12 protein-coding genes are annotated in these 10,574 nt (G+C 58.9%); 6 read left to right on the top strand and 6 right to left on the bottom strand.

Going from position 1 to position 10,574, the window contains the following annotated elements:
- Positions 1-3: 3 nt before the first annotated feature.
- A complete protein-coding gene (locus AAC083_RS20325) occupies positions 4-141 on the bottom strand; it encodes a hypothetical protein (protein ID WP_108535388.1) in 138 nt (45 codons plus the stop codon).
- Positions 142-304: 163 nt separating this feature from the next.
- On the opposite strand from AAC083_RS20325, the gene AAC083_RS20320 reads away from it, so the two are divergent.
- Positions 305-1,159 carry a Tim44 domain-containing protein gene (locus tag AAC083_RS20320; RefSeq protein WP_042035000.1) on the top strand — a complete coding sequence of 285 codons (855 nt, stop codon included), beginning with the start codon at positions 305-307 and terminating at the stop codon, positions 1,157-1,159.
- 468 nt (positions 1,160-1,627) lie between these two features.
- On the opposite strand, the gene ushA is transcribed toward AAC083_RS20320, so the two are convergent.
- Complete coding sequence (gene ushA / locus AAC083_RS20315; protein ID WP_108535387.1) at positions 1,628-3,352, bottom strand: bifunctional UDP-sugar hydrolase/5'-nucleotidase UshA; 1,725 nt, start codon at positions 3,350-3,352, stop codon at positions 1,628-1,630.
- A gap of 259 nt (positions 3,353-3,611) precedes the next feature.
- On the opposite strand from ushA, the gene AAC083_RS20310 reads away from it, so the two are divergent.
- The 3 genes from AAC083_RS20310 (at position 3,612) to AAC083_RS20300 (ending at position 5,443) form a co-directional block, all read left to right on the top strand.
- Positions 3,612-3,956 (top strand): DUF2956 domain-containing protein, encoded by a 345-nt coding sequence (locus AAC083_RS20310; protein WP_108535386.1) that lies wholly within the window; start codon positions 3,612-3,614, stop codon positions 3,954-3,956.
- Between the two features lie 171 nt (positions 3,957-4,127).
- Positions 4,128-4,463, top strand: coding sequence for a hypothetical protein (locus tag AAC083_RS20305; protein ID WP_108535385.1), 336 nt, complete (start codon positions 4,128-4,130; stop codon positions 4,461-4,463).
- 113 nt (positions 4,464-4,576) lie between these two features.
- Positions 4,577-5,443, top strand: a complete 867-nt coding sequence (locus AAC083_RS20300; RefSeq protein WP_108535384.1) for a tetratricopeptide repeat protein — start codon at positions 4,577-4,579, stop codon at positions 5,441-5,443.
- A 247-nt stretch (positions 5,444-5,690) separates the two neighbouring features.
- Here the strand turns inward: AAC083_RS20300 and AAC083_RS20295 are convergent, their stop codons facing one another.
- Positions 5,691-7,094, bottom strand: a complete 1,404-nt coding sequence (locus tag AAC083_RS20295; protein WP_042035011.1) for a sigma-54-dependent transcriptional regulator — start codon at positions 7,092-7,094, stop codon at positions 5,691-5,693.
- A 154-nt stretch (positions 7,095-7,248) separates the two neighbouring features.
- Positions 7,249-8,055 carry an FKBP-type peptidyl-prolyl cis-trans isomerase gene (fkpA, locus tag AAC083_RS20290; protein ID WP_042035012.1) on the bottom strand — a complete coding sequence of 269 codons (807 nt, stop codon included), beginning with the start codon at positions 8,053-8,055 and terminating at the stop codon, positions 7,249-7,251.
- 119 nt (positions 8,056-8,174) lie between these two features.
- Here fkpA and AAC083_RS20285 point away from each other — a divergent pair, with 119 nt between their 5' ends.
- Entirely contained in the window at positions 8,175-9,143 is a 969-nt protein-coding gene (locus AAC083_RS20285) for a WD40 repeat domain-containing protein (RefSeq protein WP_108535383.1), read from the top strand.
- A 14-nt stretch (positions 9,144-9,157) separates the two neighbouring features.
- Entirely contained in the window at positions 9,158-9,373 is a 216-nt protein-coding gene (locus AAC083_RS20280) for a SlyX family protein (RefSeq protein ID WP_042035015.1), read from the top strand.
- Between the two features lie 83 nt (positions 9,374-9,456).
- Here AAC083_RS20280 and AAC083_RS20275 read toward each other — a convergent pair whose 3' ends face one another.
- Together AAC083_RS20275 and AAC083_RS20270 are read right to left on the bottom strand one after the other, a co-directional pair.
- Positions 9,457-10,092, bottom strand: a complete 636-nt coding sequence (locus AAC083_RS20275; RefSeq protein ID WP_108535382.1) for an FKBP-type peptidyl-prolyl cis-trans isomerase — start codon at positions 10,090-10,092, stop codon at positions 9,457-9,459.
- Between the two features lie 225 nt (positions 10,093-10,317).
- Positions 10,318-10,524 carry a YheV family putative zinc ribbon protein gene (locus tag AAC083_RS20270; RefSeq protein WP_042035019.1) on the bottom strand — a complete coding sequence of 69 codons (207 nt, stop codon included), beginning with the start codon at positions 10,522-10,524 and terminating at the stop codon, positions 10,318-10,320.
- Between the last annotated feature and the right edge of the window lie 50 nt (positions 10,525-10,574).

The raw sequence follows: 10,574 nt of genomic DNA, 5'->3' as shown, positions 1-10,574 counted from the left end.
GGCCTACTTCAAGATTAGCCTTTCAACACGTAATTGGGACAGAGCCATGATAAAGGGCCAGACCAGGATCTGGTCATGGGGCTTGGCTCTCGCCTTGTTGCGCAACTTGCGCTCCTTGCGGCTCGGTCGTCGACTTTTCATTGCCTTCTCCTCTGATGCCCCCGATCGGGACAATCTGTTCATGAATAATTCATGACAAGCATGTTAATCATAGTCGCAAGCTGCAATACAACGCGGGACAGGCAGCCTGCCATGCGCCGCGCTGAGCTTGCCCCACCCACTGATGAGAGTGAAAAGAGTCAAAATGAAAAAAATGCTGACCCTGTTTGCCGTGATCCTGGCCATTGGCCTGGGGGCACCCATGGCCGAAGCCAAGAAGTTTGGCGGCGGTAAATCCTTTGGCAAGAACTACAAGACGGCTCCGGCCCAGCCGGCGGCCAAGCCCGTCGACAGCAAGAACCCGACGGTCGGGGCTCAGGCCGCACCGAAGAAGGGTGGCATGATGGGTGGTCTGCTCGGCGGCCTGCTGGCCGGTGGTCTGTTCGCCTACCTGCTGGGTAGCGGTGCATTTGAAGGTCTGCAAGGCATGGACATGCTGCTGATCGCCGCTCTGGCGCTGGGCGCCGTCTTCTTGTTCCGTGCCATGCGCAGAAGCAAGGCGGCCTCGCCCCAGCCACAGGCCGCCTACGCCGGCTATCAGCCGCCATCGGCCGCCCCCCAGCAGTTCGAGCAGAGCAACAGTGCACCGCAAGCGACCGGCTTTGCCGACAGCGACGTGCCCTTCCGTCTGCCGCCAGGTTTTGACATGAACGGTTTCCTGTCAGGTGCCCGTGATCACTACCGCACCCTGCAAGAATCCTGGAATAAAAACGATCTGGAAAAGGTACGCGAGTACGTGAGCCCTGAGCTGTTCGAACAGCTCAAAGCGGAGCGTGCCGAGCTGACCGGTGAGCAGCATACCGAAGTCATGTATGTGGATACCCAGCTGGTGCGTGCCGACTACGGCAGCGACTGGGCCCAGGTCAGCGTGCGCTTCAGCGGCCGCTACATGGATCGCCAGGAGCAGGTCGAGGAGGACATCAAGGAGGTGTGGCACCTCGAGCGCAACCTGGCCAAGGACAATGCACCTTGGCACATAGTCGGCATCGAGCAGCTGTAAAGCGACGCTCATCCGGGACAAAAGAGGCAGCCATCCGGCTGCCTCTTTTTTTGCTCGCTCTATCGCCACAAAAATCGGCGGAAGGCTTGTCAGGGCCGATAAACGGATCTGGCAGAGCCTCTCTCCTGCCACAGGTTTGGTATAAGTAAAAATGAGTTCATTTCAGCAAAAGCTATAAATTAAATTTATAGTGGCAGGATGCGCATTTCCTTGTGCCTTTAGCGCTGCCCGCGGCCCCTCAAAGGGATATGGCCGATCCAGCCAATAGGTCGCAGAGCGGTAAACGTCGAGTGTGGGCGGCAGGATAAAGGGAAAAGCGCCTTGTAGCAGGGATACCAAGCACCGGGCAGCCGGTGCCTAACCGGCTCAGGTCATCGTCACAAGATAAAAAAATCCCCGGACAAGGCCCGGGGATCTCTCTGCATGGAGCCGCCAAGTACGGCTCCTGTGATGGCTATGCAAGGTTGCTTAGTTGCACCCTTCTGCGGAAGTAGAGTTCAGATAGGTCACCTCGTTGGCCGGCTGATAGTCGGCAACGTTGATGGTCTTCTTGACCTCGATGTACTCCTTCAGCACGGCAGCATCGACCAGGCCGGCGTTGATGGTATCGATCTTCGGATAGCCATCACCACCGGAGGCACTGAAGCTCGGGATGGCGAAGCTGTAAGTGGCGGCCGGGTCAAACGCCTTGCCACCGATGCTGCTGATATTCACGCTCTTGGCCTGGCAATCCACCGCCATATTGATGCCGCCAAACTGGGCGTAGCCACCGGTGTTGCGGGTTTTGGTAGCAACCTGGCCCAGATAGGTCGCCAGCTCGCTCCCCTTCATCACCGCCTTGTTGACCGTATTGCCAAAGGGGTGCACCAGCAGCACGCTGCGATAGGTAATGTCGCCGTCCGGGATGCTGTCACGCACACCGCCGGAGTTGACGATACCGAAGTCAACACCCAGCTTGCCGGTGGTCGCCGTCGTGATCAGGCGACCCAGGTTGGTCTGCTTGTTGCGCACCGAGTTGCGATCCCCCACCAGCAAGCCATCTGCCGAGCCAATGACGACATTCAGCTCTTGCTGACCCTTCTCCTGATAGGTGAGCAGGGTGTTGTAGAGCTCGGGATCCTTCACGATCTCGTCCTGCACGAACTGCATTTTGGCCGGGTCTTTGGTCACGACACCGCTGGCATCGATTGCCTCGCCTTTGGCGTTGCGCTTGATGAGGTTGACCGGGATCAGCTCATAGCTGGTCAGGGTCAGCTTGCCATTCTGGTAGTCAAACTGGGCACGACCCACATATTTGCCCCACTCATGGGCCTGCATGATCCAGGTGCCATTCTGCTGATCCGGCAGGCAGGCATCACCCGGCTTGAAGTTGGCGTACTTGTTCGCACTGCCCGGCTCCATGCAGACCGGATTCTGGGAGTGGCCGCCGATAATGGCATCCAGGGTGCCGGCCGGCAGCTTGCGAGCCATCTCCACATCACCCGGCGCGTTGCTGCCGTGCTGGCCATCGGCATAGTGGCCCATGTGGGTGATGGCGAAGACCAGATTGGCCTCCTTCTTGGCACGGATCTGCTTGCCCAGCTTGGCCGCTTCCGTGGTCGGATCGCGAAACTCCAGGGTTTTGACGTTGTCGGGATCCACCAGCTGGGCGGTATCCTCGGTGGTCAGGCCCAGCACGGCAACCTTGAGACCGTTCTCCAGCTTGAACACCTTGTAGGGGTCGAAGTAGTGCTTGCCACTCGCCTTGTCATAGATGTTGGCGGAGAGCATGGGGAACTTGGCCCACTTGCGCTGCTTCTCGATAACGCTGAGGGGGTTGTCGAATTCGTGGTTGCCCACCGCCATGGCGTCGTAGCGGATGCTGTTCATCGCCATGAAATCGGGTTCGGCATCCTGCAGATCCGACTCGGGTACCCCGGTATTCACGTCACCGCCGGAGAGCACCAGCACATTGCTGCCAGCCGCCTTGGCCTCGCTACGCAGCCGCTCGACCAGCGTCTTCTGGGCCGCCATACCATATTCGTTTTCCGCGTTGTTCCAGAAACGGCCGTGGGTATCGTTGGTATGCAGAATGGTCAGTTTGCAGACATTTTCGGTGCAGGGGGCAACGCTGTCGTTTTTGGAGATATTGCAACCCGTCAGTGCCGCCAGCACGGCTAGGGCCACGCCGCCTTTGATAACGTTATTATTCATTTCCATATCACCTTGATTGTTTTGTTATTTAGTGACCCCATCCAGCAGGTCGGGCCCAAATATAACAAACAACGAAGAGGAAATTTTCATCAGCGACTCACAAATGTTGTTAATTGTGATCGATGGCCAAACTTGCCCTTTGCTACTGATTTTTAAATGCTTTTATTGAGGTATTTCTCATTTGTAGCCATACCTGACCTAGCCCCACGAAACGCGGTTTTGTGGCATACTCCCTCCCCCATGCCCGAGGAGTGTGTTGATGGCCAAGTACGACAAGATTTCCCCCGAGACCCAGCAGGAGGCGATGAAAATTGCCCGTGCCAACCAGAAGCCGGGGCAGACCAAGGAGCAGACCCAGCTTATCGCCCAGGGGATCCAGAAAGGGATCGACGAGTATAAAAAGCAGATAAAGGCGCGGGCTCGCGAAGCCAGTCGCCAGAAGAAGCTGCAGACCAAAGCGAAACAGAGCCAGCAAGCGCAGCAAGACGACGAACAGGATGAAGTCCTTGAGGTCATCGAGGTCACTCGCCACCATCCGCTGCCATGGGCCCTGCTGGCCGCCAGCTGGCTCGGCTTTGTCGCCGTCTGGTTGTGGTTACGCTAAGAGGCCGCAAACCTTTGTCCGGGATCCGCTTCACAGAGCCGGGCCATCAGGCTGGCCAGGCTAATTGAAGGCTGATTAAATCCTGCCTCTGTCTGTTCCCAGCCCAAGCTGTTGCCAACCAAGCTATTGCCAACCCAGACTGTCTGGTCATCTGTTTTCAGGAAATTCGTTATGAACCCCGCTCCGCTCTACCTGCTGGCCCCCTTTGTGCTCTTTCTGGTGACCATGCTGCTATATCGCATCTCGCCGCTGCGCGCCGTTGCCGCCGGCAGCGCCCGCTGGTTTATTCTGCCGGCCTTCACCCTCTTCATCCTGCTGATCATCATCAATGGTGCGGCAGACCCGAGCCTGCGCAACCCGGCCTTTCACTGGCTGATGCCGGGGCTCGGCTTTGCCTTGAGTCTGTTTCCGGCCCTGCCCAAGGCGCTGGTGCCTCGCCTCGCCATCAAGGAGGGGGCCTTTGCCGCCCTCGGCCTGATGCTGATGAGCCTGGCCATGGTCTACTGACCGGCTGACAACGGGTGTTGGCATGACTCAAGGGGCACTCTGTGACGAGTGCCCCTTGTGCAAATAGTGGCCTGCAGGCATCTTGGTGACAGGATCGCCAGCAAGGAGGCCAAATGGACAATCCACCCGATTTCATGGCGCAGTGGGATTATCGGGATCCCGCCGCCAGCGCCCTGCGCTTTAACACTCTGCTTCCCGAGGCGCGCACCACCGATCTGCAGTACGAGCTGGAGCTGCTCACCCAGATAGCCCGCACCCATTCGCTGCAACGCCAGTTTGCCGAGGCGCACCAGCTGCTCGACGACATCGAACTCCGCCTCACCGAGGCCACCCCGCGGGCCCGCTTGCGCGTCTTGCTGGAACGCGGCCGCACCTTCAACTCCGCCGGCGACAAGGCCAGCGCCAAGACGCAGTTTGAACAGGCCTGGCAGCTCGGGCTCAAGCACAAGGAGCTGTATCTCGCCATCGATGCAGCGCACATGATCGCCATCGCCGCCCCGCTGGAGGAGCAGAGCCGCTGGAACCAGCTGGCGATGGAGCTGGCAGAGCGCAGCCAGGACAAGCAGGTGCGCGGCTGGCTCGCCACCCTCTACAACAACCAGGGCTGGACCCTGTTCGAGCTGGGTCGTTTCGATGAAGCAAGGATATCCCAGCAAAAGTGTCTGACCTGGCACGAGCAGCACAACAACCAGGCCAAGGCTTTTATCGCCCGCTGGAGTCTGGCCCGCCTGAGCCGGGCCCAGGGGCAGCACGAACAGGCGCATGCCGAGCTGACACAGCTGAAAGACGATATAGCCGCCGCTGGCGCCCCCGAGGATGGCTATGTGTTCGAAGAGCTGGGGGAAAATGCACTGGTACTGTCTGACCCGGCCGCAGCCGAATACTTCGCCCGGGCCTGGTTTCTGCTGTCACAGGATGGCTGGCTCAGGGCCAACGGGGCAGAGCGGCTGGCCAGGCTCAAGCAGCTGGCCAAGCTCTGACAAACAGCCTCTAGCAAAGCAGCGGGGCGGCCAGTTAGCCGCCCCGCACACATACTCATCAACCAGGGATCATGGATGCCATCCCGACACCTGCCTCAAACCAGGCTCGCCTCTTCCCGGCTCTGCTTCTGGCGATAAATGAGAGGATTGAGGGGCTGATCTCCAGCAGAATCGCCGCCTTGGGAGTATTACCATTACCACTGGCGATTGCCTGCTCGATGGCGGGACATTGACCATGCCTCGCCACTCAAACCAGGCTAGCCTCTTCCCAGCTCTGCTTCTTGCGATAAATAGTGGAAGGGCTGATCTCCAGCAGTGCCGCCGCCTTGGGGATATTGCCGTCACAGCTTGCGATGGCCTGCTCGATCACCTCTTTTTCCACCAGCCAGAGTGGGCGGATCGGCGTATTGAGCGAAGGCATGGCAACACCGCTGGCCGTGCTGGCTGGCGCCATGGCCACCACCCCGCCCCTGCGGCCGCTGAGCGGCGGTGGCAATATGTCCAGATTCACCAGTTCGCGATCGTTGAGCACCACTATGTTGCGCACTACGTTTTGCAGCTCGCGCACGTTGCCAGGCCAAGGGTAATCGAGCAGCACCCGTGCCACCTCGGCATCAAAATCCTTGAAGCGCTTGTTCTCTTCTCTGGTGTAGCTCTGCAACAGACTGCGTGCCAGCAGCAGTATATCCTCGCCCCGCTCACGCAGCGGTGGCAGGCTGAGGGGGATCACGTGCAGACGGTAATAGAGATCCTCGCGAAAACGTCCCGCCTTCACCTCTATCAGGGGATCCCGGTTGGTGGCGCAAACGAAGCGCACGTCCACTGTCTCCAGCTTGCCGCTGCCGACCCGTTGCAGGGTACCGGTCTGGATGAAGCGCAGCAGCTTGCTCTGGAGGTCGAGATCCATCTCGCAGATCTCGTCCAGAAACAGGGTGCCACCGTCCGCCAGACTGGCAGCCCCCTTGCGATCCCCCTGGGCGCCGGTAAAAGATCCCTTCACATGGCCAAAGATCTCGCTCTCCATCAGATCGTGGGGAATGGCGGCACAGTTGAGCGCGATAAAGGGCTGCTCGCTGCGGGGGCTGCACTGGTGAATGGCCTCGGCGCACACCTCTTTGCCGGTGCCGCTCTCCCCTGTGATGAACACGGTCGCCTTGCTCGGCGCCGCGCTCTCTATGATGCGATAGACGGCCTGCATCGGCATGGAGGCACCGATGAAACCGGCGAACGAGCTGCGCTCGAAGTTCTCCCGGTACTGGGCCACCAGCGAACTCAGTTGCTGGTGCTTGAGGGCGTTACGAGCGGTGGCACACAGCCGTTTGCCGTCGAACGGCTTGGTCAGGAAGTCGAAAGCGCCGAGGCGCATCGCCTCCACCGCCACATCCACCGAGCCATGGGCCGTGATCACCACCACGGAGCAGGGCAGTTGCTGCTCAGTAATCTGTTGCAGGATATCCATGCCGGACATGTCGGGCAGTTCGAGGTCAAGCAGCACCACAGGCGGCGGGCTGGTCAACAACTGTGCGAGCGCCTGCTGGCCACAATCGGCCAGCAGCACCTCATAGCCATCCTGGGCCAGATACTGTTCATAAACCACCGCCAGACTGCGGGTATCTTCCACCAACAGGACTCGAGGTTTGCTTTCAGCCACGGGAGCCATCCTTGCAATTGATTTTGTTGTCTATTTCAGGTCTTGTCCGCCATCTTAGCACAATTGGCGACGCTCTCTTTTATCCCGCTATTTACGAAGATATACAAGTAAAAACGGCTCCTTGAGGAGCCGTTTTTGTTTCAACGATGAGCGCTTACTTCTTGGCTTTGTCGCCATCAGCAGCCGGCTTCTCGATCGCCAACAGCTCAACATCGAACACCAGCACGGCATTGGCCGGGATGGAACCTGCACCGTGCTCACCATAGGCCAGCTCGGACGGCAGGAAGAACTTGAACTTGGAACCCACCGGCATCAGCTGCACACCTTCGGTCCAGCCAGGGATCACCTGGTTGAGCGGGAAGGTGGCCGGCTCGCCGCGATCGACTGAGCTGTCGAACTTGGTGCCGTCGGTCAGGGTGCCAGTGTAGTGGACCTTGACGATGTCAGTGGCCTTCGGCTTGGCGCCGGTACCCATCTTCTCGACCAGGTATTGCAGGCCGGATTCGGTGCTCTTCACGCCTTCTTTCTTGGCGTTGGCAGCCAGGTACTCTTCACCCTTCTTCTGGTTATCCACGGCATCCTTGTCAGACTTGGCCTTGGTCAACTCGTTGATCTTGGCGTCGTACTGCTGCAGAACCGTCTGGATCTCCTCGTCAGTCATGCTGGCTTCTTTACCCAGACCATCAGTCACCCCCTTGAGGATGACGCTGTTGTCCAGTTTGATGCCGAGTTCCTGCTGACGTTCCAGGGTATTGGCGATATAACGACCCATGGAGAGGCCAATTGCATAGCCGGATTGCTCTTCGAAGCTCTTGGCATCAGCCTTGGGGGCCTCGGCCGGCTTGCTGGCTTCTGCCTTGACCTCTGCGGTATTCGCAGCAGTCTTCTCGTCTTTTTGGCAAGCAGTCAGACTCACGGCAACTGCCGCAGCCAACAGGGACACCTTCAGAAAATTGTTCATCAGTTTCTCCAAAACTCTAAATACCGCTCTCGGTTCCTTCGTGAAATGAGAGGTTTATCGTGACAAGCGCCTTATACTAACGCCGTGATCGCAGGTAACGAAAGCATGAGACAGGAAAAATGATAAAAAGTGCCATTTATTTCATCGGTATTTGCCTGATACTGACAGGTTGCGAACAGAGCTCACTACCGGACCGGCAAATTACCCTCGCCAACCAGGGGCTGATGAGCGCCGATCTCACCAGCGACGGCAAGCAGGCCATCGTCTCCAGCCTGGGCCAGGGCACAGTAGTGTGGGACCTGGAGCAGGGCAAAGAGCGCTGGCGCTGGCGCCAATCCGACAATCAGGACAACTTCGTCATCATCACCCGCTTCTCGCCAGACAACCGCCATGCCGTCACTGCGACCTTGGATACCTTCGCCATCTGGCGTCTGCAAGATGGTCAATCCCAAGGCTACTACTCGCTTCCTGAATCCAGGCTGAGGGACATAGCCCTGTCAGCCGATGGCCGTCAGGTGCTGATCGGCCGGCAAGATGGCAAGGCGGAGGTAGTCGATACCCGCACCGGCCGCAGGCTGCAGTTCCTCGGTCACACCGAGCAGGTCAATACGGTGGATCTCTCCGCCAATGGCCACTACGCCCTCACCGGCGGCAACGACTACAGCGCCTATCTGTGGGATACCCGCTCCGGCCAGGTAATATGGCGTTTCAACCACGCCGGCCGGGTGGTAATAGCAAGGCTGGATCCCCAGGGCCGTTTCGCCTTTACCGCCGACAGCAGCCAGGCCAGCATCTGGGATCTGAACACCGGCAAGGAGGTGAGCCGGCTGCAATTCGCTCACCGCTTCGAGGTCTACACCAGCGCCCGCTTCGCAAACGACGGCAACTGGCTCATCACAGGCTCTCCTTCTCGCAGGCTCTCCCTGTGGCGGGTGAGCGATGGCAACCTGCTGCAAAGCTGGCGCGTCTCCCCCCACCCCAGAGTGAAACCTCCGAGCGCAGTGGTCTACGGCGTGGCTTTGCGCGACAATAGCCACCTTGTCAGCGCCAGCTCCAGTGGCCTGGCCGAAATCTGGACAATCAAGTAAGGACCCAAAGGCCCATGAGTCAGCCACTTAACGATCGCCTCGAAACCCTGGAAAGCCGCCTCGCCTTCGCCGAGTACACGGTAGAGCAGCTCAACGACGAGGTTACCACCCAGGGCCGCGAGCTGGATCGACTCAAGCATCAGATCCAGCTGCTGGTGGACAAGCTGCAAAGCGTGCAGCCGAGCCAGATCGCCAGCATGGCGGAAGAGACGCCGCCCCCGCACTACTGAGCTGCAACGCGCACCGCCACCCAGCCATAAAAAAACCCGCGTTAGACGCGGGTTTTTTTATCGGGCTATGCCCATAACGCAGATCAGTGCTGGTGACCCTTGCCACCGCAGCCACCGCCACCGCAGCAACCGCCCTGACCCTGCTCGTCGCCGTGGTCATGACCGTGATCGTGGCCATGGCCACCACCGCAGCAACCGCCGTGCTCATGGCCGTGATCGTGGTCATGGTCGTGACCATGATCGTGACCGCAACCACCGGCACCGTGAACGTGGCCGTGAGCCAGCTCTTCAGCCGTGGCGGCGCGCACGTCCTTGATCTCGACCTTGAAGCCCAGGGTCACACCAGCCAGCGGATGGTTACCATCCACCTTGATGAACTCTTCGGACACTTCGATGACAGTCACCGGGCGGTGACCATCGTCAGTCTCGGCCACAAAAGTATCCCCTTCAGACACTTCCATGCCGTCAAACAGCTCGCCAGGTACTTCTTGCACCAGGCTTTCGTCGTATTCGCCATAGGCCTGGGTCGGTGCCAGCGTGACGTCGAACGCCTCGCCCACACTGCGGCCTTCCAGCTCGGCTTCAAGGCCGGAGACCAGATAACGGGTACCGTGCAGATACACCAGAGGCTCTTTACCGACAGTGGTGTCGATGACTTCACCGTGTTCGTCGGTGACTGTGTATTCCAGCGTAACCACGCTCAGGGGAGCTACTTTCATGTCAGGGATCCTGCGGATAGAAAAAAACGGGCCCAGAATACCTCAAAAAGGTGGCCAAGCATATGGTGAGCCCGGCTCAGTCGTGATGAAAAAGTCATCAATGTGAAACCGCATAGGCCTGACTCGCACCTCATTCCCGGGTATTGCGGCTGGGTCCTCATTCGGGACGAAACACGCCTATCACCTGTTTGGTCTCCCGGGTCACCTTGTCCACCTCGGTCTGGCTCATTCGGGACGAAACACCCCAATTACCTGCTCCGTCTCCCGGGTCACCTTGTCCACCTCGGCCTGGGTCTGCACCTGGGTGTCCCCGCAGTCGACACAAGTCACCTTCTCGACTCCATGCTCCATATACAGCATCATGGTGTCCATTTTGCCGCACGCCGGACAAACCGCACCGGCAATGAAGCGTTTTTTACGTCTGGTTTCCATTCTTGTTACCTCCAGGCAGCATCATATCAGGGTTTTTACATGCATCACGC

Source organism: Aeromonas sp. HMWF014, assembly GCF_963878295.1.
Classification (GTDB): domain Bacteria; phylum Pseudomonadota; class Gammaproteobacteria; order Enterobacterales; family Aeromonadaceae; genus Aeromonas; species Aeromonas popoffii.
The sequence above is the reverse complement of the archived record's forward strand: the minus strand, read 5'-3'. Positions and strand labels throughout refer to the sequence as shown.

Coding starts and splice junctions, on each gene's coding strand:
- AAC083_RS20325 (WP_108535388.1), bottom strand. CDS start 141: ATGAAAAGTCGACGACCGAGCCGCAAGGAGCGCAAGTTGCGCAACAAG.
- AAC083_RS20320 (WP_042035000.1), top strand. CDS start 305: ATGAAAAAAATGCTGACCCTGTTTGCCGTGATCCTGGCCATTGGCCTG.
- ushA (WP_108535387.1), bottom strand. CDS start 3,352: ATGAATAATAACGTTATCAAAGGCGGCGTGGCCCTAGCCGTGCTGGCG.
- AAC083_RS20310 (WP_108535386.1), top strand. CDS start 3,612: ATGGCCAAGTACGACAAGATTTCCCCCGAGACCCAGCAGGAGGCGATG.
- AAC083_RS20305 (WP_108535385.1), top strand. CDS start 4,128: ATGAACCCCGCTCCGCTCTACCTGCTGGCCCCCTTTGTGCTCTTTCTG.
- AAC083_RS20300 (WP_108535384.1), top strand. CDS start 4,577: ATGGACAATCCACCCGATTTCATGGCGCAGTGGGATTATCGGGATCCC.
- fkpA (WP_042035012.1), bottom strand. CDS start 8,055: ATGAACAATTTTCTGAAGGTGTCCCTGTTGGCTGCGGCAGTTGCCGTG.
- AAC083_RS20285 (WP_108535383.1), top strand. CDS start 8,175: ATGATAAAAAGTGCCATTTATTTCATCGGTATTTGCCTGATACTGACA.
- AAC083_RS20280 (WP_042035015.1), top strand. CDS start 9,158: ATGAGTCAGCCACTTAACGATCGCCTCGAAACCCTGGAAAGCCGCCTC.
- AAC083_RS20275 (WP_108535382.1), bottom strand. CDS start 10,092: ATGAAAGTAGCTCCCCTGAGCGTGGTTACGCTGGAATACACAGTCACC.
- AAC083_RS20270 (WP_042035019.1), bottom strand. CDS start 10,524: ATGGAAACCAGACGTAAAAAACGCTTCATTGCCGGTGCGGTTTGTCCG.